Genomic DNA, 19,822 nt, shown 5'->3' with positions numbered 1-19,822 from the left:
TGCAGTCGTTCTTCGAAGCATAAAAAAACCGGCCAATGCCGGTTTTTTTATGCCTGTAAACTTTTGCCTGCGCTACACCGCCCCGGGAAAACCCAGCTGTCGCCAGGCTTCATACACCACCAAAGCGGCAGTGTTGGACAGGTTCAGGCTGCGGCTTTGTGGTTGCATGGGCACCCGAAGCCGGTGGGCTTCCGGCAGGCCCTCCCGCACATCGGCGGGCAGGCCCCGGGTTTCCGGGCCGAACATCAGGTAGTCACCATCCTCGAAGGCCACTTCGTGGTACTGCCGTGAACCCTTGGTGGTGAGTCCGAACAACCGGGCTGGTTGTTCGGTTTCCAGGAAGCTGGCGTAATCCGGGTGGATCTTTACCGTGGCGTACTCGCTGTAATCCAGGCCGGCCCGACGCATCTGCTTGTCCTCCAGGGAGAAGCCCAGAGGTTCAATCAGGTGCAGCTGACAGCCAGTGTTGGCACAGAGCCGGATGATGTTGCCGGTGTTTGGCGGTATCTCCGGCTCATAGAGTACAACGTGCAGCACGTGGCTTAGCGTTCCACGGCCAGGGCTACACCCATGCCACCACCAATGCACAGGGTGGCCAGGCCTTTCTTGGCGTCGCGGCGTGCCATTTCGTGCAGCAGGCTAACCAGGATACGACAGCCGGAAGCACCAATCGGGTGGCCGATGGCAATGGCGCCGCCATTCACGTTCACCTTGTCGGTATCCCAGCCCATATCCCGGTTTACCGAGATCGCCTGGGCCGCGAAGGCTTCGTTGGCTTCGATCAGGTCCAGGTCGGCTGCGCTCCAGCCGGCCCGCTCCAGGCAGCGCTGGCTGGCGGGAATGGGGCCGGTGCCCATAATGGTGGGGTCAACACCTGCGTTGGCATGGGCCTTGATGGTGGCAAGCGGGGTCAGACCCAGCTCCCTGGCTTTCTCGGCACTGCATACCAGAACGGCAGCGGCGCCATCGTTCAGGGATGAGGCATTACCGGCGGTGACGGTACCGTCTTTCTTGAAGGCCGGGCGCAGTTTGGCCAGGCTGTCACCGGTAACGCCATCGCGGGGGCATTCGTCTTTAGCGACCACAATCGGGTCGCCCTTACGCTGGGGAATGCTGACCGGAACGATCTGGCCGTCAAAGTAGCCGGCGTTCTGGGCCACGACTGCCTTTTGCTGGGAGGCTGCTGCAAAGGCGTCCTGCTCTTCACGGCTGATGCCATACTTCTCGACAATGTTCTCGGCAGTGATACCCATGTGGTAATCGTTGAAAGCATCCCACAGGCCGTCGTTCACCATGGTGTCGATCATGCTCCAGTTACCCATGCGCTGGCCGTTGCGGCTGTTGGGCAGCACGTGCGGGGCCTGGCTCATGCTTTCCTGGCCGCCGGCAATCACGACTTCGGCGTCGCCACACTGGATGCTCTGCACGGCCATATGAACCGCCTTCAGGCCGGAGCCACACACCTTGTTGATGGTGATGGCCGGTACCGAACTGGGCAGGCCGGCGTTGATGGCAGCCTGGCGGGCCGGGTTCTGCCCGCAACCGGCGGTGAGCACCTGGCCGAGAATGACCTCACCCACCTGCTCGCCGGCGATGCCGGTTTCTTCCATCAGGGCCTTGATAACGGCAGTACCGAGCTGGTCAGCACGCAGGCTGGACAAGCCACCACCAAAACTGCCGACAGCGGTACGTTTTGCGGCAACGATCACGACATCACGCATGGGAAATCTCCGTTGTAGTGGGCAGGCTCGGAACAGGCCCGCCTCGTATGAAATAGATGGCGGGCATTGTAGCGGTAAAGTGTCGGGGCGCCAAAGCCACCATGGTCGGGTAGTGGCTGTGGGCGGTTTACATGTTCAGGCTACGGCCACCGTCAACGCTGATAATCTGGCCGGTTACGAAGGGGGCATCACAAATCAGCCAGGTGATGGCGCCGGCGATATCCGACGGGTTGCCGGTGCGGGCGAGTGGGGTCTTGTCCAGAATGGCTTTTTGATAATCCGCGTCAATTTCGGCCTCGCCCTCCGGCCACAGTATCGCGCCGGGCGATACGCCGTTTACCCGGACATCCGGCGCCAGGTCCTTGGCCCAGGAGCGGGTAAGGGCGGCGAGGCCGGCCTTGCTGGCGCAGTACAGCGGGTGGTCCTTGAGGGGCTTTTCGCTGTAGATGTCGATCAGGTTCACCACCGCACCAGAGCTTTTCTTGAGGGCCGGCAGGCAGTGCTGGAGCAGGAAGAACGGGGCTTTCAGGTTGGCGCCCATAATTCCTTGCCAGTCGTCCTCGGTGGCGATTTCCGTGGGGTTGGGGTAGAACACCGACGCGTTGTTCACCAGTCCGTCCAGCCGCTGCCAGTGCTCGCAGGCGGTTTTTGCCAGGCGGGCGAGGTCTTCAGGATTGGTCAGGTCGGCCTGCACCGAGGTGGCGGAGTCTGCCCGTTCCCGGTTCAGTTTGTCGATCAGTTGCCGGGCCTGTTCTTGCCGGCTCCGGTAATGGATAACCACATTCCAGCCCCGGCCATGGAGGGTTTCGGCAGTGTGGGCGCCCAGGCGGTGGGCAGCACCGGTGATCAGAACAACGGGAGCAGCCATAACGACTTCCTCAGGATGATGGATTCAATACCCGGGTGATACGCGCCAGCCGCTCGTTCCGGATTGCTTCGCCGAGCTCCTTGCCCTTGAAGCCCAGTTTCAGCAAGTCCTGCGGATCTACCCCGGTAGCTTCTCCTGCAGCGGCGTGCAGCTGCTCCAGAAGGCTCTGTTGCGCCTCCGGGAGCGTGCAGGCCAATGTGTCGAGCAGGGCATCGAAACGCTCGCTGCGGCGCCACAGGTCTGCGGCATCCAGCAGCTCCAGGGTATCTTCCGCAGAAAGGCTGTCTGCAGGATGTCGGGACAGTTCGGCCATAAACCGGCATACCAGCCGGCTCATATCCCGGCAATCATTAGGGCTTTTCATGGCCTTTGCCCGGGTAATGGCCAGCTCTTCAGGCACGGCGCCCAGGAGGGCGGCGAAGCGCTGGGCGGTGTTGCCCTGCTGGTGGTGAATGCACGCCAGGGCCTTAACGCCGGCCCGGAACACGGTTGCACCCTCCAGCTCCGGAATCAGTACCGCCAGGGCTCCGAGTTCCCGAAGGACTTCGAAAAATACGGTGGGCGCATTTTCGTGCAGGGCCCGCTGAATTTCCTGCCATACCCGTTCCGGCACCAGATGTTCCAGTTCGCCATCGGCAATCATCTGGCGCATCAGGGCCATGGTTTCAGAACAGATGCTGAAGCCCAGGGGATGCAGCCGGGCGGCAAAGCGCGCGGTGCGCAGAATGCGCAGGGGGTCTTCGGCAAAGGCTTCGGAGACATGGCGCAGGGTTTTATGCTGAAGATCGGTATGGCCGTTGAACGGGTCCACCAGCTGGCCATCTTCGGTTTGTGCCATGGCGTTGATGGTCAGGTCCCGGCGTTTGAGGTCTTCTTCCAGGGTAACGTCCGGCGCGCTGTACACGGAAAAGCCGTGGTAGCCGCGGCCCTGTTTGCGCTCGGTGCGGGCCAGGGCATATTCCTCGCCGGTTTTCGGGTGCAGGAACACCGGGAAGTCGGCACCCACCTGCTTGAAGCCCCGCGCCTTCATCTGCTCCGGTGTGGCGCCAACCACCACCCAGTCCCGGTCTTTGACCTTCAGGCCCAACAGTTGGTCACGAACGGCGCCGCCTACCAGATAGGTTTGCATGGGAAACCCTGTGTTTAAGCCGGCTCAGACTGCTTCTGTGGCTGCAATATCACGGATCTTGCCAACCATGGCACGCAGGCCGTTGCCTCGGGTGGGAGAGATGTGGCGGAACAGGTCGAGTTGTTCGAACAGCTCGTCGATATCGGTAGCGAGCAGGTCGCGGGGCGTCTTGCCGTTCAGGGCCACCAGGATGATGGCGGCCAGGCCGCGCACGATGATGGCGTCGGAGTCGATCAGCAGGAACAGTTTGCCACTGTCTTCATCGTAATGATGAATCAGCCAGACCTGGCTCTGGCAGCCGTGCACGTAGTTCTCTTCAATGCGGGCCTCATCCGGAAACGCCGGCAGCTGTTTGCCCAGGTCCACGATGTAGGCGTAGCGTTCTTCCCAGTCATCCAGGAATTCGAAGGCGTCCAGAACGTCTTCCAGAGTGGTCTTGGTACCGAGAGGGTTCTCGAGAAATTGTTCCTTGCTGGCGGTCATAGCATTCCCAGTTCAAGCTTGGCTTCGTCGGTGAGCATATCGTTGTTCCAGGGCGGATCAAAGGTGAGGTCTACGGTCACTTTGTCCACGTTGGGCACATGCTCCACCTTGGTTTGTACATCGTTGGTGATGACCGGCCCCATGCCGCAGCCAGCCGCGGTGAGGGTCATCTTGATGTACACGTGGTTGCCGTCTTCGGTGCCGTTCTGGATCTGGCAGTCGTAGATCAGGCCCAGATCCACCACGTTCACCGGAATTTCCGGGTCGTAGCAGTTACGCAGGGCTTCCCACACCTGGTTTTCGTTAACCGTGCCGTCTTCCGGGGTCTCGAAGCTGCTTTCCAGGGGCTGTTTGCCCAAGGCATCGGCGTCGTGGCCTTCAATCCGGGCCAGGTTGCCGTTCACCGCCACGGTAAAGGTGCCACCGAGGGACTGGGTGATGGTCACGAAGGTATCCGACGGAATCATGATTTCCGTACCGGAAGGCACCAGCCGGGCTTCCACTTCGCGCTTTGTCAGTACGACTTCCCGTTCTTGCATGCTCAGTAAGACCTCTATTCAAGCCACCGTAAAACTCTCGCCGCACCCGCATTCCGCCGTGGCGTTGGGGTTGCGGAAGCGGAACAGGGAGTTCACGCCTTCGGTGACAAAGTCAATTTCAATGCCGTTTACCAGGGGCAGGTGTTCCTGCTTTACGTACACATCCACGCCGTCGATGGTAAAAATGCGGTCGTCGGATTCGGGGGTCTCTACCCACTGGGTTTCGTATTTGAAGCCGGAGCAGCCACTCTTTTTGATGGCCAGGCGAATGCCCCTGGCTTCCGGTTTCTTGTCCAGTTGTTTGCGAACGTGTTTGACCGCCGTTGGGGTCATGGTCACATTCACGGTGTTCGGGGTGAAGACTTCGGCTGTCATGTTTCCACCTCCTCAGGCAAACAGGCGCTGGATCTTCTGCAGGCCGGTGAATAATTTCTCGACCTCTTCCAGCGTATTGTAGAACGCAAATGAAGCCCGGGCTGTACCGGGTACTCCGTAGAAATCCATCAGCGGCATGGCGCAATGATGGCCGGTGCGGATGGCAATGCCTTGCTGGTCCAGCAGGGTGCCGATGTCGCTGGGGTGCAGGCCGGCGATCTTGAACGACATCACCGGCACTTTCTGTTTCGCGGTGCCGATGATTTCCATGCCGGGTACCGTTTCTACCAGTGCGTTGGCACGGGCCAGCAGGGCGTTTTCGGCGGCTTCCATGGCCTTGCGGTCCAGGCTGTCCAGGTAGTTGATGGCTGCCGCCAGGCCAACCGCTTCGGCGATGGCCGGGGTGCCGGCTTCAAATTTGTAGGGCAGCACGTTCCAGGTGGTACGTTCAAATGACACCCGCTCGATCATCTCGCCGCCACCCTGGTACGGGGGCATCTCTTCGAGCAGTTCTGCCCGGCCGTAAAGCACACCGATGCCGGTGGGGCCAAACAGTTTGTGGGAAGAGAACACGTAGAAGTCGCAGCCCAGCGCCTGCACATCCGGCTTGAAGTGGGGTACGGCCTGGGCACCGTCGATCAGGGTGATCACGCCCTGTTTCTTCGCCTGCTCGATCAGTGGCGCGATCGGGTTTACCGTTCCCAACACGTTGGATACGTGGGTGAGGGCCAGTACCCGGGTGCGCTCGTTCAGCAGGCTGTTGAAAGATTCCAGGTCCAGCTCGCCTTCAGGGGTCACCTGTACAGGAACCACCCGGGCGCCGGTACGCTCGGCCACCATCTGCCAGGGCACGATGTTGGCGTGGTGCTCCATATGGCTGACCAGGATTTCGTCGCCGGCTTTCAGGCGCGGGGCCAGGCCGTTGGCCACCAGGTTGATGGCTTCTGTGGTGCCGCGGGTCCAGATGACCTCTTTGGTGCTGGGGGCGTTCAGGAAGTGGCGTACCACTTCCCGGGCACCTTCAAAGGCGGTCGTGGCCCGGTCGCCCAGGGTGTGGGCACCCCGGTGCACGTTGGAGTGCATTTCCCGATAGTAACGGTCCATGGCATCCAGCACGGCGACGGGCTTCTGGGCCGAGGCGCCGTTGTCCAGATACACCAGGGGCTTCCCGTTGATTTCCTGTGCCAGGATCGGGAAGTCGCGGCGGATGCTTTCCACATCAAACGCCGGCGAGGTGGTGTTGGTTGCCACAGACAGATCGGTCATGCCGCTCAGGCCTCCTGAAAGGTTTGATCGAAGAAGTCATTCAGCCGCACCTGGGCGGTGTCGCGTACGGCTTCTACCGGAATTTGCTCGACCAGCTCGTTGATGAACGCCATGGTCAGCAATACGTTGGCCTGCCGGCGACCGATGCCTCGGGAAACCAGGTAGAACACGGAAGTTTCATCCAGCTGGCCAATGGTAGCTCCGTGGGCGCACTTGACGTCATCCGCGTAGATTTCCAGCTCCGGCTTGGTGTCGATCTCGGCACCGTTGGAGAGCAGCAGGTTCTTGTTGTTCATATCCGCGTTGGATTTCTGGGCGTCCTGGTGGATATGAATCCGGCCATTAAACACCGCGTGGGACTGGTCCGCAGCAATGTTGCGGTAGGTCTCTTCGCTGTTGCAGTGGGCGGCTACGTGGTCAATGGAGGTGTGGTTGTCGTAGTGCTGTTTACCCTGGGTAACCACCACGCCATTGAGCTTGGTTTCCGCGCCTTCGCCTTCCAGGCGAACTTGCAGGTCGTGCCGGCGCAGCGGGCCGCCGAAGCCTACGCAGTGGCTCTCGAAGCGGGAGTTGCGCTGTTGCAGTACGCCGGTAGCGCCAATGTGCTGCACGGTTTCGCCTTCCATGGTCAGGCGAATGCTGGTGATGTTGGCGCCATCAGCCAGCTGGAATTCGGTAACGGTATCAACCAGGGCCGCAGAATCGCCTTCGGAGACGTAGGCTTCCACCAGCGTCATCTGGCTGTTGGTGCCGGCCTCGACAAAAATGCGCGGGAAGGCAGAGCCATTCTGGGTAGCCGCGGTTTCATGGATGATGAACAGCGGCTTGTCCAGCACTGCGTTGGCGCCAAGGCGAATCAGCAGGCCGTCTTCAAAGCGGGCGCTGTTGATCTGGGCAAACTGGGTTTGCTCTGCATCGAGGGTGCTGCCCAGTTTCTGCGCCAGGGCGCTGGCGTCGTCCGCATCCAGGTCGCTGAAGTGCTGAACGGTGATGCCGCCCTGGTCCGGGTACTGGCTGTCGGCGCGGTTGATTGCACCGTTGTTGAGCACAATCCGGTAACCGGGTACGTCCAGGCTGCTGGCCTTTCCGGTAGCCGGCAGGGTGGCGGCCATGTCTTCGGTCAGCTTCAGGTACTTGCTGGAGTATTTCCAGTTTTCGGTTTTCCGGGTCGGCATGGGCATGTCTGCCAGTGCTGCAGCCCGCTCGTTACGCAGTGCCAGCAAAGGTTCCGGCAGGGATTGCCCGGCCGGCTGCAGGAAAGCGCCGGAAAGCATAGGTACAGATTTCATTCCGCGGCCTCCTGATCAGTTGCTGGTGTCTTCGTCTTTGATGCCCAACCAGCCGTAACCTTTTTCTTCCAGTTCCAGGGCCAGTTCGCGGCCGCCGGATTTGACGATTCTGCCGCCGGCCAGTACGTGCACGTAATCCGGCACGATGTGGTTCAGCAGGCGCTGGTAGTGGGTCACCATCAGGATGGCGCGGTCTTCGGCACGCAGGGCGTTGACGCCGTTGGATACGACTTGCAGGGCGTCGATGTCGAGGCCGGAGTCGGTTTCATCCAGAATGGCCAGCTTCGGCTGCAGCAGCAGGGCCTGCATGATTTCGTTACGCTTTTTCTCGCCACCGGAGAAACCTTCGTTCACGCCGCGCTTGAGGAAAGCCGGGTCCAGGTCTACCTGCTTGGAGACTTCCTTCGCCAGCTTCATGAACTCGGCAGCGTTCATTTCTTCTTCGCCCCGGTGCTTGCGCATGGCATTTACGGCGGTGCGCAGGAACTGCAGGTTGCTTACGCCGGGGATTTCCACCGGGTACTGGAATGCCAGGAAGATGCCTTCCCGGGCGCGTTCTTCGGTTTCCAGGTCCAGCAGGTTGTCGCCGTTGAGGGTGACTTCGCCGCTGGTGACTTCAAATGCGTCGTTGCCTGCCAGAACCTGTGACAGGGTACTCTTACCGGAACCGTTCGGGCCCATGATGGCGTGAACTTCCCCGGCTTTGATCTCCAGGTTGATACCCTTGAGGATTTCTTTGCCCTCAACGGAGGCGTGCAGGTTTTTGATGCTCAGCATTTGTACGCTTCTCTCTTTTTAACCGTCTGAATTCTTTTCCTGCCCCAAGTATGGGGGAGTCAGCCATCAGGGTGTCCCTTCCGGGATACGCTGTGAATACGTCCCTGTACGCTCGACAAAATCATCCCTGATTTTGACGATCCCGGAAGGGACACCCTGACGGCTTCCGTGATACTTGTGTGTATGCCGTCTCGTTAACCAACGGAGCCTTCAAGGCTGACTTCCAGAAGCTTGCCGGCTTCCACGGCGAACTCCATCGGCAACTCCTTGAACACTTCCTTACAGAAACCGTTCACGATCATGGACACTGCCTGCTCCGGGTCGATACCGCGCTGACGGCACAGGAACATCTGCTCGTCGCTGACCTTGGAGGTGGTGGCTTCGTGCTCCACGATGGCCGATTTGTTCTTGCTTTCGATGTACGGGAAGGTGTGGGCGCCGCAGCGGTCGCCGATCAGCAGTGAGTCGCACTGGGTAAAGTTACGCGCACCTTCTGCACCCGGGCCGAATTTCACCAGGCCGCGGTAGGCGTTGGAGCTGCGGCCGGCGGAGATGCCCTTGGAGATGATGGTGCTCCGGGTGTTCTTGCCCAGGTGGATCATCTTGGTGCCGGTGTCGGCCTGCTGGTAGTTGTGGGTGAGGGCGACGGAGTAGAACTCGCCTACGCTGTTCTCACCACGCAGTACGCAGCTCGGGTATTTCCAGGTGATGGCGGAGCCGGTTTCTACCTGGGTCCAGGAGATCTTGGAGTTTTTGCCGATGCAGGCGCCGCGCTTGGTGACGAAGTTGTAGATGCCGCCTTTGCCGTTTTCGTCGCCCGGATACCAGTTCTGTACGGTAGAGTATTTGATCTGGGCGTCGTCCAGGGCGACCAGTTCTACCACCGCTGCGTGCAGCTGGTTTTCGTCCCGCATGGGGGCGGTGCAGCCTTCCAGGTAGCTCACGTAGCTGCCTTCTTCGGCGATGATCAGGGTACGTTCGAACTGGCCGGTGTTGGCGGCGTTAATCCGGAAGTAGGTGGACAGTTCCATGGGGCAGCGAACGCCCTTCGGGATGTAAACGAAGGAGCCGTCGGAGAATACGGCGGAGTTCAGGGCAGCGAAGTAGTTGTCGCCGGCCGGGACTACGCTGCCCAGGTATTTCTTCACCAGTTCCGGATACTTCTGTACCGCCTCGGAAATGGGGCAGAAGATCACGCCGGCTTTTTCCAGCGGTTCCTTGAAGGTGGTGGCTACCGAAACGGAATCGAAGACCGCATCAACCGCTACACCGGCCAGCTTGGCCCGTTCGTGCAGGGGGATGCCCAGTTTTTCGTAGGTGCGCAGCAGCTCCGGATCAACGTCGTCCAGGCTCTGGGGCATGTCTTCTTTTTTCTTGGGCGCGGAGTAGTAAGAGATGGCGTCGTAGTCCACCTTCGGGAAGTCTACGTGGGCCCATTCCGGCTCGTCCATTTCCAGCCAGCGACGGTAGGCCTTCAGGCGCCATTCCAGCATGAACTCCGGCTCCTGCTTGATCTCGGACAGGCGGCGGATTACGTCTTCGTTGAGGCCGGGCTCGAAGGTGTCGGATTCAATCTCGGTCACGAATCCGTGTTCGTATTCCCGTTTGATCAGCTCTTTCACCTCTTTATCGGTGGTCGCCATGATCGTCGCTCCGTAATTCTCTCATCTGGGCTTGGTGCCTGAGTGGCGGGGCAGGGCTCTGTTGGCCCGGTTTCCCGATGTTTCTGGCGAGTGATTATACAATACCAGAGTAATTTAGTCAGGTATTAAATCGGTCGTGTAAGGATTATACCTTAGTCAGCCTTTCAGCCCCAGATGAATGGAACATTAACGCCTTGCTCAGCGAAGGTTCAGGCGGCCTGTTGCAGGCTGTGGTTGCGGAAGGCAATCCGCCTTCTGTGAGGGATCTGGGGAAGCTGAATCATGTTGCTTGTTCTTGTTGGTGTAATCGCTTTGGTAACCGTTGGTTGGGCGTATCAGCTAATGGCTCCGGGCTATCCGGATGCCGGTTCCACTGTCTGGGCTGTGTATCTGGAAAGCCTGTTTCTCAGTGGCCTGCTTTCGGTGGCGTTGATGTCGATGGTCATGGTGCTGGCGACGCGTCCGGCCTGGCTCGAAAAGCCGCTCGGGGGCATGGATAAGATCTATCGTCTGCACAAGTGGGGCGGGATTATGGCGGTTTTGTTTGCCGCAGCGCACTGGTTGCTGGAAATGTCGGAGGACCTTTTCGAGAATCTGGCGGGCCGTGGCGCCCGGCTGGATGCCGATGAGTTCTCGGCGTTTCCGGGCGGGCTCCGGGATCTTGGCGAAGACCTGGGTGAGTTTGTTATTTATCTGATGTTCGCCATGTTGTTGCTGAGCCTGTGGCGTCAGTTTTCCTACCGTTTGTGGCGGCCGTTGCATCGCGCAATGCCTGCGCTGTATCTGTTGGTAGTGTTCCATGCGGTGGTGCTTGCTCCTGCCGGGTATTGGCAAGGGCCACTGGGGTGGTTGATGGCGGTCTTGTTTGTAGCGGGCAGCGTTGCCAGCGTTTGGTCGCTGACGGGGCGTATCGGGGCCGGGCGCTCAAGCGAAGGAACGGTGATTTCGGTAGAGCGGGTGTCCCGCGATATTCTCGAGGTGACTTGCAAGCTGGCTGATACCTGGCGCGGGCATCGTGCCGGCCAGTTTGCTTTTGTGATCTTTGACCGGTTTGAGGGGCATCACCCGTTTACGATCGCCAGTGCAGACCGTGGCGACAAGACTGTGACCTTTGCCATCAAGGCTCTGGGAGATTACACGCAAAAGCTGTCAGGTCGTTTGGTTGCAGGAGATCCGGTGAAAGTGGAAGGCCCCTATGGCCGGTTCCAGCTTGATCGGGCCAGGGCCGGTGTTCGGCAGATCTGGGTAGCAGGCGGAATTGGTATTACACCGTTTCTGGCCTGGCTGGAGTCATTGGATTCGCGAGGCGAGGATGAGGTTCGGGCTGATATTCACTACTGCGTGACAGATCCCGGACATGATCCGTTCGTGGCTCGGCTGGAATCCCTGTGCGCGGCCCGTCCGGGGGTTGATCTGCACCTGCATGGTGGGGCCAGTGGCAGGCTGACGGCTGAGGCTCTGGCTGCGGATGCCGCCCGCGGTGAGCGAGCAGAAGTATGGTTTTGCGGGCCACAAGGGATGGCGGACAGCCTCCGCAAAGGGCTGCGGAGGCTTTGGCCGGGACGGGTGCGCTTCCACCAGGAAGCCTTCCGGATGCGTTAACCGGCAGGCAGGATGCGGGTCAGGTAGCTGAATTGCAGGGATTCAGGCAGGCCTTCCGGCTTGGGAATGCGCACAAAGTGGCCGCTGCCCGGTGCGTATTCCATGGCTTCGCCGTTGCGGTTTTCCATGGCGTTGGCGCGGAAGTGAAGGTTGCCGGCCGGGGTGATCAGTTCCAGCTGGTCGCCCGGGGCGAACTTGTTCTTCACGTCGATGGTGAGCCAGCGGTCATCGGCATCGCTGATGGTGCCGACCACCTGCTGGGTGCCCAGATAGGACGAGCCTTGTTCATAGGACTGGTATTCCTGGGGTACGTGGCGACGCAGGAAGCCTTCGGTGTAGCCCCGGTTAGATAGCGCTTCCAGTTCATCCATCATATGCATGTCGAAGGGCTTGCCGGCGAGGGCATCGTCTATGGCCTTGCGGTACACCTGGGTGGTGCGGGCCACGTAGTAGGTGCTCTTGGTGCGACCTTCGATTTTCAGGGAGTGCACGCCCATGTTCACCAGTTCCGCCACATGCTGGATGGCACGCAGGTCCTTGGAGTTCATGATGTAGGTGCCGTGTTCGTCCTCGTAGGCGGGAATGAAGCCTCCGGGGCGGTTGGGCTCTTCCAGCAGGATTTCTTTGGGTTCGAAGGTTTCCACGCTGTCGGCAGAGGTGGCAATCAGGTCGCCGGTCTGGTCATGGCTGTGCTGCACCGGCTTATAGTTCCAGCGGCAGGCGTTGGTGCAGGCGCCCTGGTTGGCGTCCCGATGGTTCATATAGCCAGACAGCAGGCAGCGGCCGGAGTAGGCCATGCACAGGGCGCCGTGCACGAACACTTCCAGTTCCATTTCCGGCACTTTCTCACGGATCTCGCGGATTTCATTCAGGGCCAGTTCCCGGGACAGGATCACCCGGTTGATGCCTTGGCGACGCCAGAACTCTACGGTTGCCCAGTTTACGGCGTTGGCCTGCACCGACAGGTGGATGGGCTGGTCCGGCCAGTTTTCCCGCACCAGCATGATCAGCCCGGGGTCTGACATGATCAGGGCGTCCGGCTTCTGCTCCAGCACCGGGGCAAGGTCTCTCAGGTAACTGCGCACCTTGTCGTTGTGGGGTGCGATGTTGGAAACCAGGTAGAACTGTTTACCCAGTTCGTGGGCCCGTGCAATCCCTGCCCCCAGGGCTGCAACGTCTTTGAAACTGTTGTTCCTTACTCTCAGGGAGTACCTTGGCTGGCCGGCGTATACGGCATCGGCACCGTAGGCAAAGGCGGTTTCCAGGTGTTCGGGGGTGCCGGCGGGAGCGAGCAGTTCCGGGAAAGTCATGGTGTCTCCGGGTTTGTTCAGGAAGTCGATGGCTGCAGGTGGGCTATTATGGAAAGGCTGCAGTTTTCCACAAACGGGTGGCTGTGCCATTGATCTCGCTCAAAGGTCTTATTGATCAGTTTCGGCTAACATGTGTACGCTGATGGAGTTTGCAGATTGGGCCAGCATGAAATGGCAGGAGGAACCAGCATGGCATCAGAGCCTGTAAGGCCTGAAAATTCAAAGCGTTCCCTGAGCATTCGGGTGAGTAAGCTGATCCGGGTTCAGTTGGAACGGGGAAAGGTAGGTGTGGAAACGGTGGCCGGGCAGTTGAATATGAGCCGCTACACCCTGCACAAAAAGTTGCGCGAAGAGGGGCTGACGTTTGCAGCCTTGTTGGAGCAGGTGCGCCGAGAACAGGCGCTGACTTACATGAAGGATAAAACCAAGCCGCTGGTAGAAATCGCCGAACAGCTTGGTTTCTCGGAGCTGAGTGCATTCAGCCGGGCGTTCAAGCGCTGGATGGGCACTCCGCCGGCTGAATACCGCTCGCTCAGGCTGTCCTGATCACACCTTCTTGAAGATCAGGGTGGCGTTGGTGCCGCCGAAGCCGAAGCTGTTGCTCATCACCAGGTCCATGTTCTGGTTGTCCATGCGTTCACGAACGATGGGGTAGCCTTCGGCACCTTCATCCAGGTTCTGGATGTTGGCAGACGGGGCAATAAAGCCTTCCCGTTGCATGATCAGGCTGTAGATTGCCTCATGCACGCCGGCGGCACCCAGGGCGTGGCCGCACAGGGGCTTGGTGGAACTCAACGGTGGAATCTTGTCGCCGAAGGTTTCCTTCAGGGCTTTCAGCTCGGTTACGTCGCCAGCCGGGGTGCTGGTGCCGTGGGTGTTGATGTAGCTGATTTCGCCGTCGATGTTGGCCATGGCCTGTTTCATGCAGCGAATGGCGCCTTCACCGCTGGGGGCAACCATGTCGGCGCCGTCAGAGGTAGCACCGAAGCCGACCAGTTCGGCCAGGATGGTGGCACCGCGGGCTTCCGCGTGTTCCAGGGATTCCAGTACCAGCGTGCCGCCACCACCGGAGATCACGAAGCCGTCACGGTCTGCATCATAGGTACGCGAGGCCTGTTCCGGTGTGTCGTTGTACTTGGTGGACAGTGCGCCCATGGCATCGAACATCAGGCTCAGGGTCCAGTGGATGTCTTCGCCACCGCCGGCCAGCATCACGTCCTGGCGACCCAGGGCGATCTGGTCAGCCGCGTGGCCGATACAGTGAGCACTGGTCGCGCAGGCAGAGGTAATGCCGTAGTTGATGCCGGTAATACCGAAGGCCGTGGTAATGGACGCGTTGATGGCGCTGCCCATGGTGCGCGGAACCCGGTAAGGGCCTACCCGGCGAATGCCTTTGTCGCGATGGGTGTCGATCGCGTCCAGCAGTTCCACGGTAGACGCGCCACCGGTGCCGAATACGGCGCCCGTGGTGTTGGCACGCAGCTGCTCGTCGGTCAGGCCTGCCTGCTCGATGGCTTCTTTGGCTGCCAGGTAGCAGTAGCCTGCTGCCGGGCTCATAAAGCGCCAGATCTTACGGTCGATCAGCTCGGACAGGTTCAGGTCGATCTTGCCTGCAACGTGGCTGCGCAGGCCGTTGTCCCGGGCTTCCTCGCTGAAGGCAATGCCTGAGCGGGATTCACGAAGGGACTGGGCGACTTCTTTCTGGTTGTTGCCAAGGCTGGAGACAATCCCCATGCCGGTAATAACTACGCGACGCATCGTTCTAACTCCTAAAAGTCATCTGTAGAGGTGAACAGGCCAACCCGAAGGTCCTTGGCGGTATAGATTTCCCGCCCGTCCACTTCCATGCGGGCATCCGCAATGGCCATGGTCAGCTTGCGGCGGATGAGCCGCTTGATATCCAGGTAATAGGTTACCTTTTTGTTGTCAGGCAGAACCTGACCAAAGAATTTCACTTCGCCGGCACCCAGTGCCCGGCCCTTGCCTTCGCCACCGCTCCAGGCCAGGAAGAAACCGACCAGCTGCCACATGGCGTCGAGGCCCAGACAGCCCGGCATTACCGGGTCGCCTTCGAAGTGAACCTTGAAGAACCAGAGGTCCGGGTTGATGTCCAGTTCTGCCACCAGACTGCCCTTACCGTAAAGGCCGTCATCGGCGCCCACGTGGGTAATGCGGTCGACCATCAGCATTTCGTCGATGGGCAGGCGCATGGCGCCAGGGAATAATTCGCCATGGCCACAGCGGATCAGGTCTTCTTTGTCAAAGTGATCAGGGTACATGTTGCCAGTATCTCTATTGCAAAATGATGTACTGATACTTTAGCGCCTGATTCAGAAACGGCTATTGACCTTTAGTGGATGATTGCCGCAAACACCCCGTTTTTGTGCCTGAAACCCTGCTCCTGGCGTTGATGCTCATCAAGGTACCCGGGCGCGGCCCTTGCTACCGTGTCGGACTATTCAAATCTGTGCGGTTGGCGGTTCGGAAGGAGGTGTTATGTCCGCAGAACACGAGGTGATCAAAGGCTCCCTGTCGCTGCAGGACGGGCGCGTAACGGCCCGGCTGGAGCGGGTGACAGATCATTCGCCGGAGCTGGTCTGGAAGATGCTGACGGATTCTGTACACCTGGCCAGCTGGCTGGCGCCGGGCACGCTGGACGCCCGCACCGGTGGCCGGGTTCAGCTGGATTTCGGTAACAGTGGCACGCCCATTGATTGTCGGATATCGGCCTGTGAGCCGCACCGCTTGCTGGCGTATTCCTGGAGTGCCGGCGATGATCCGGAACGGCCGTTGCGGTGGGAACTGGTGCCGGAAGGCGATGGCACCCGGTTGTCGCTGACCCTGTTGCTACCAGATGATCACCTGGTGCCGATTGCCTGTGCCGGCTGGGATGCACACCTGGAAATGCTGATGGCAGCGCTGGAGGGAGTCAGTATTCACTTTCCTGCAGGCCGCTTCCGTGCCGCCCGCAGTTACTTCGAACAGTGCCTCAAGGAGAAGCTGGCGGCCTGAGCCGCTCAGCCTTCCCGACCGTCTGCCCTGGGCCGTGCCAGTACGCCGGCATAGCGCACCAGGAACAGTCCGTAGGCAATCATCCATAACAGGGTGCTGGTGCCAATGCCCGGGTGCCACGGGATGATGCTCAATGCGGTAAGCACCCGGATAACCGCCGCCAGCTGAATGGCGACGAACGCCAGCACCATCCCCTTCGGAAGGTTCAACGGCCGGCCGGTATGGCCAAGGGATACCCGGGCAATCACGCCCAGGATCAGGCAACCGACAGCACCTGCGCCTGCTGCGTGGCTCCAGGCGTTGGAGGGCCAGTCTGCAACCAGCGAGCCTGCCAGCAGCAACAGCGCGACCGGTACCCAGAGAATAGACAGGTGCAGGATCCACAGCAGTGGCTCGGAGCGCGCCAGCCAGCCTTTCCAGTTATACAGGCGAACCAGCATCAGCGCGGCGGCAACCACGGCGATTACGGCCGCCAGGGTTTTCCAGCCGGTTACCAGGGATGCCATCAGCAGGATCATCGAAAACAGGGCGGCCATATCCAGCCCCGGAATCATTTTCACCGCCTCGGCGTTGCCACCGCGCTGGCGCAGCCAGCCGGCAGTGAAGGCCGGTGTGATGCGGCCGCCGATGATGCTGATCAGCGCCAGGGCCATAATCAGCGCGCCGTAGCTAAAGGACATATCCAGCCGGGTAACGAAACCGATCTGCATCAGCCACAGCAGGCCCAGAACGACCATAATCATGGCCTGGCGTTTCTGACGAGCATGCCATACTCGCCATCCGGCATCGATCATCACCAGTGGTAGAAAAGCCAGGTTAACGCCCTGAACTATCCAGTCGGGCAGGTTTCCACCCAGGGCCAGCAGCAGGCGACCGGCCAGCCAAACGCCCCAGAGCAGCGCCAGGGGAAGGCCGTGGGTGCGTTCTGTTTGCGTCCATACACAGACGGCGGTCAGCAGAAAGCCGGCAATGGCCGCCGACAAAAACCCGAACAGCATTTCATGCTGGTGCCAGAACAGGGCAGGCATGGCCAGTGGTAACTGCAGAACGCCGGTTACTTCCAGAACCCAGACCGGTATGGCCACAAGGGTCAGTACCGTCATGGACAGGAAGAAAATCCGGAACGGATAGGAAAATAACTGGCTGACGCTGGCGGGTGCCTGGTCAGCGGAGGTGGGTATGGCCTGCATGGAGATCTCCCAAATACATATATTTCAGGTATATGTTAAGTCTGCGTGCCTGTATTAACCATACCTGCTTGGGGGTAGTTTGCGTACAATGGCCGCAAATCTCTTGTAACCGAAGGAACTTCCATGTCGTACACGATCCTGAAGCACCTGCACATGACCACAGCCTACCTTACTATCACGCTCTTTGCGCTGAGGTTGCTGCTGGATGCGGTAGGCCGGCCGGGCTGGCGCCAGACACCGCTGCGGTTCATTCCCCACATCAATGACACCATTTTGCTGGTGGCGGCGATTTCCCTGCTGTTTGTGGCGGGTTATGCCTCGGCCATGCCGGGCTGGCTGATTGCCAAGGTTGTTCTGCTGGTCGGCTACATCGTGGCCGGAGTGTTTGCACTGAAGGTCACTCTGGGCAAGCCCGCCCGGATTACCGCTGCGGTACTTGCCCTGATTATGGTCAGCGCCATCTTCCACCTGGCCATGGCCAAGCCGTTCTGAGTCAGCGTTTCTCGCTGACCTGCTTCGTCAGTTCCTTCAGCTGTTCCTGGACAGCCTGGAGCTGACGGGCAATTTCATCCCGTTCGTCGTGGGCTTTCTGGGCCTGCTTGGCATTTTGTTCCTCGCTCATCACCTCCAGAATCGCCCCGATCATCATGTTCAGGAATACAAAGGCGGTCAGGAAGATAAACGTCAGGTAGTAGATCCAGCTCAGGGGATAGGCCTCCATGGTGGCGTACATCACGTCGGTCCAGTCCTCGAAGGTGGCTACCCGGAACAGGGTGAGCATCGAGATGGCCACATCGCCCCAGAGTACTTCGTCCACGCTGGCAAAGAACATTGAGCCCATGGCGGCATAGATGTAAAAGATGATGAACATCAGCAGGGCAATGTAGCCCATGCGCGGAATGGCTTTGAGCAGGGAATTGATCAGAAAGCGCAGTTCCGGCACTACGGACACCAGTCGCAGCACCCGGAAGACCCGCAGCAAACGGCCCAGCAGCACCGCCTCGGAGTTGTCCAGCGGGATCAGGCTGCCGATCACTACCAGGGTGTCGAACAGGTTCCAGCCGTCCATCAGGAACCGGCGCTTGACCGGGCAGGCGGCGAAGCGAAACAGGATTTCCACCAGGAAGAACAGCGTGATGGCGTTATCCAGAACGGTCAGGGTCTGTTCAACCAGCGGTGGGAGTTCGTAGGTTTTTGCGCCGATGGTCAGGGCCGAGAGAATGATGATGGCAATCACAACGCCCTGAAACACCTTGCTCGATTCAATGCGCTTCAGTTGATCAAAACTACTTGTGGGAGTTATGTCCACAGACATCGTTCAGGCTCCGGATTAGGTTGGCGCGGCAATTCTAATCATCCGGAGCAGCGGGTGGTAGCTCTGTGACGGCGGTTTAATCCACCAGCTGAACAATCAGCTGCCATCTTTCGGAGGGTTCGGTCTTTACCAGCCATTTAGCCATTGTTGGCCTTTCCTTTCTTGGTGAACGCGGAGTACAGGTGCAGTAGTTGAGCGAACAGGCCTAGATAGGCCAGGCTCCAGGCGCCGGCCGCCAGCCAGAGCAAGGCAGGCTGGCTGAACGGCAACGGGCCTGCCAGGTATCGGCCTACGCTGGCGAGGGCAATCAGTACGGCAATAACCAGAACCTGCCACGCTGGCGGGAAGCGCCGGCAGGCCCGTTGCCAGGCCAGACGCAACATCACACTGCAAGACAGGGTGCCCAGTGCCCCAACGGCAATCAGGTGCAGGGCAGGCAGCAGGGCGTGGCCGGTAACCAGGTACACGCCGGTAACCGCCGCCCCGGCCGCCAGCCAGAGATAACCGATGGCCAGCACCAGCAGGTCCGGGCGGTCGGTACAGTGCCAGAGCTTCCAGCGGGCCACCCGAACGATAATCAGCAGGCTCGCGGCCAGCAACAGCAGGCCAGCCAGTTTTTCAGTAGCGGTAAAGAGAATACACACCATGGCGAGGGGCAGAATCGCCAGTAACCAGCCTTCAATTAATGGCTGAACCCGGGCTTCCAGCGGTATACCTTTCTTCTCCAGGGTGCCCGCCACCGCCGGCGCGATGATGCGCCCGCCCATAAACGTCATCAGCAGCAGCAAACCGATGATGGCGGTGTGCAGAAGAATACGGGTATCGGGGAAGGGAAGGCCGGCGCGCACCAGGAAATAGACCAGGGCCATCAGGCAGAGCACCAGGATTAGCGGGCCGGCAACCTTGTTACGCCACTTCTTGGCGGCCTGGAAACGGGGCACCACGTACCGTGCCAGCAACAGCGCAAAGGCCGGGCTTAACAGCTGGCTAACCAGCCAGTCCGGTGCCAGCAGCCAGCTCACACGGGCCGCAAGCCAGAGCCCGAACAGGGGCCCGAGTATTCGCCAGGGCTGGGGGCCAAGGGTGTAGCCGGCAATCAGTGCCAGGGCAAAGCCGAAAACCAGTTCGTGGCCATGGCCTGCGCCAATTAGCCCCGGCGGCCAGCCGGTGCCAGACAATACGGCGAACAGGGACAGGGGAACAACCAGGGCAGCCCATAAGGCAGCAGCGGGAAAGAACAGCCAGAATGCGTGCAGGGGCTTGCCAGCCACGTTGAACAGACCTCGGTATGGGTTCTGGTTGG

General features: G+C 59.9%; 21 protein-coding genes. 4 read left to right on the top strand and 17 right to left on the bottom strand.

Annotated elements, in window-relative coordinates; translation table 11 throughout:
* Positions 1 to 72 precede the first annotated feature (72 nt).
* The 11 genes from trmL to sufB all read right to left on the bottom strand — a co-directional run bounded on the left by trmL (position 73) and on the right by sufB (position 10,090).
* On the bottom strand, positions 73 to 537 hold the full coding sequence (gene trmL / locus AQ621_RS12610) for a tRNA (uridine(34)/cytosine(34)/5-carboxymethylaminomethyluridine(34)-2'-O)-methyltransferase TrmL (protein WP_058341742.1): 465 nt from the start codon (positions 535 to 537) through the stop codon (positions 73 to 75).
* A 5-nt stretch (positions 538 to 542) separates the two neighbouring features.
* On the bottom strand, positions 543 to 1,721 hold the full coding sequence (locus tag AQ621_RS12605; protein WP_058341741.1) for an acetyl-CoA C-acetyltransferase: 1,179 nt from the start codon (positions 1,719 to 1,721) through the stop codon (positions 543 to 545).
* A gap of 127 nt (positions 1,722 to 1,848) precedes the next feature.
* Positions 1,849 to 2,589, bottom strand: coding sequence for a pteridine reductase (locus tag AQ621_RS12600; protein WP_058341740.1), 741 nt, complete (start codon positions 2,587 to 2,589; stop codon positions 1,849 to 1,851).
* A 10-nt stretch (positions 2,590 to 2,599) separates the two neighbouring features.
* Positions 2,600 to 3,718, bottom strand: coding sequence for a tRNA nucleotidyltransferase/poly(A) polymerase-related protein (locus tag AQ621_RS12595; RefSeq protein ID WP_058341739.1), 1,119 nt, complete (start codon positions 3,716 to 3,718; stop codon positions 2,600 to 2,602).
* Positions 3,719 to 3,742: 24 nt separating this feature from the next.
* Positions 3,743 to 4,201, bottom strand: coding sequence for a SufE family protein (locus tag AQ621_RS12590; RefSeq protein ID WP_022989287.1), 459 nt, complete (start codon positions 4,199 to 4,201; stop codon positions 3,743 to 3,745).
* Positions 4,198 to 4,740 (bottom strand): putative Fe-S cluster assembly protein SufT, encoded by a 543-nt coding sequence (sufT, locus tag AQ621_RS12585; protein ID WP_022989288.1) that lies wholly within the window; start codon positions 4,738 to 4,740, stop codon positions 4,198 to 4,200. The genes AQ621_RS12590 and sufT overlap by 4 nt, the downstream gene beginning before the upstream one ends.
* Before the next feature lie 18 nt (positions 4,741 to 4,758).
* A complete protein-coding gene (locus tag AQ621_RS12580; protein ID WP_022989289.1) occupies positions 4,759 to 5,115 on the bottom strand; it encodes a HesB/IscA family protein in 357 nt (118 codons plus the stop codon).
* 12 nt (positions 5,116 to 5,127) lie between these two features.
* A complete protein-coding gene (locus AQ621_RS12575; RefSeq protein ID WP_058341738.1) occupies positions 5,128 to 6,381 on the bottom strand; it encodes an aminotransferase class V-fold PLP-dependent enzyme in 1,254 nt (417 codons plus the stop codon).
* A 5-nt stretch (positions 6,382 to 6,386) separates the two neighbouring features.
* A complete protein-coding gene (gene sufD, locus AQ621_RS12570) occupies positions 6,387 to 7,670 on the bottom strand; it encodes a Fe-S cluster assembly protein SufD (RefSeq protein WP_058341737.1) in 1,284 nt (427 codons plus the stop codon).
* Positions 7,671 to 7,685: 15 nt separating this feature from the next.
* Positions 7,686 to 8,447, bottom strand: coding sequence for a Fe-S cluster assembly ATPase SufC (sufC, locus tag AQ621_RS12565; protein WP_022989292.1), 762 nt, complete (start codon positions 8,445 to 8,447; stop codon positions 7,686 to 7,688).
* A gap of 194 nt (positions 8,448 to 8,641) precedes the next feature.
* A complete protein-coding gene (gene sufB, locus AQ621_RS12560) occupies positions 8,642 to 10,090 on the bottom strand; it encodes a Fe-S cluster assembly protein SufB (protein ID WP_058341736.1) in 1,449 nt (482 codons plus the stop codon).
* A gap of 282 nt (positions 10,091 to 10,372) precedes the next feature.
* On the opposite strand from sufB, the gene AQ621_RS12555 reads away from it, so the two are divergent.
* Positions 10,373 to 11,692, top strand: a complete 1,320-nt coding sequence (locus AQ621_RS12555) for a ferredoxin reductase family protein (RefSeq protein ID WP_058341735.1) — start codon at positions 10,373 to 10,375, stop codon at positions 11,690 to 11,692.
* Here AQ621_RS12555 and yegQ read toward each other — a convergent pair.
* Entirely contained in the window at positions 11,689 to 13,002 is a 1,314-nt protein-coding gene (gene yegQ, locus AQ621_RS12550) for a prephenate-dependent tRNA uridine(34) hydroxylase TrhP (RefSeq protein ID WP_058341734.1), read from the bottom strand. The genes AQ621_RS12555 and yegQ overlap by 4 nt on opposite strands.
* A gap of 189 nt (positions 13,003 to 13,191) precedes the next feature.
* On the opposite strand from yegQ, the gene AQ621_RS12545 reads away from it, so the two are divergent.
* Positions 13,192 to 13,548, top strand: a complete 357-nt coding sequence (locus AQ621_RS12545) for a helix-turn-helix transcriptional regulator (RefSeq protein WP_022989295.1) — start codon at positions 13,192 to 13,194, stop codon at positions 13,546 to 13,548.
* Here the strand turns inward: AQ621_RS12545 and fabB are convergent, their stop codons facing one another.
* Positions 13,549 to 14,760, bottom strand: a complete 1,212-nt coding sequence (fabB, locus tag AQ621_RS12540) for a beta-ketoacyl-ACP synthase I (RefSeq protein WP_058341733.1) — start codon at positions 14,758 to 14,760, stop codon at positions 13,549 to 13,551.
* An 11-nt stretch (positions 14,761 to 14,771) separates the two neighbouring features.
* Positions 14,772 to 15,281, bottom strand: a complete 510-nt coding sequence (gene fabA, locus AQ621_RS12535) for a bifunctional 3-hydroxydecanoyl-ACP dehydratase/trans-2-decenoyl-ACP isomerase (RefSeq protein WP_022989297.1) — start codon at positions 15,279 to 15,281, stop codon at positions 14,772 to 14,774.
* Positions 15,282 to 15,498: 217 nt separating this feature from the next.
* Here fabA and AQ621_RS12530 point away from each other — a divergent pair, with 217 nt between their 5' ends.
* The gene (locus AQ621_RS12530) at positions 15,499 to 16,014 is read left to right on the top strand and encodes an SRPBCC family protein (protein WP_058341732.1); all 516 of its coding nucleotides are present in this window, start codon (positions 15,499 to 15,501) and stop codon (positions 16,012 to 16,014) included.
* A gap of 5 nt (positions 16,015 to 16,019) precedes the next feature.
* On the opposite strand, the gene AQ621_RS12525 is transcribed toward AQ621_RS12530, so the two are convergent.
* Positions 16,020 to 17,204, bottom strand: coding sequence for an NnrS family protein (locus AQ621_RS12525; protein ID WP_058341731.1), 1,185 nt, complete (start codon positions 17,202 to 17,204; stop codon positions 16,020 to 16,022).
* Between the two features lie 123 nt (positions 17,205 to 17,327).
* On the opposite strand from AQ621_RS12525, the gene AQ621_RS12520 reads away from it, so the two are divergent.
* Positions 17,328 to 17,696 (top strand): SirB2 family protein, encoded by a 369-nt coding sequence (locus tag AQ621_RS12520; RefSeq protein ID WP_058341730.1) that lies wholly within the window; start codon positions 17,328 to 17,330, stop codon positions 17,694 to 17,696.
* Between the two features lies 1 nt (position 17,697).
* Here the strand turns inward: AQ621_RS12520 and AQ621_RS12515 are convergent, their stop codons facing one another.
* Both AQ621_RS12515 and AQ621_RS12510 read right to left on the bottom strand, forming a co-directional pair.
* Positions 17,698 to 18,519 (bottom strand): ion transporter, encoded by an 822-nt coding sequence (locus AQ621_RS12515; RefSeq protein WP_058341729.1) that lies wholly within the window; start codon positions 18,517 to 18,519, stop codon positions 17,698 to 17,700.
* 137 nt (positions 18,520 to 18,656) lie between these two features.
* Entirely contained in the window at positions 18,657 to 19,790 is a 1,134-nt protein-coding gene (locus AQ621_RS12510; protein ID WP_058341728.1) for an NnrS family protein, read from the bottom strand.
* Between the last annotated feature and the right edge of the window lie 32 nt (positions 19,791 to 19,822).

This window comes from Marinobacter sp. P4B1 (assembly GCF_001447135.1).
In the GTDB taxonomy this organism is placed as follows: Bacteria; Pseudomonadota; Gammaproteobacteria; order Pseudomonadales; family Oleiphilaceae; genus Marinobacter; species Marinobacter vinifirmus.
This window is presented reverse-complemented; position numbering and strand designations above follow the sequence as displayed.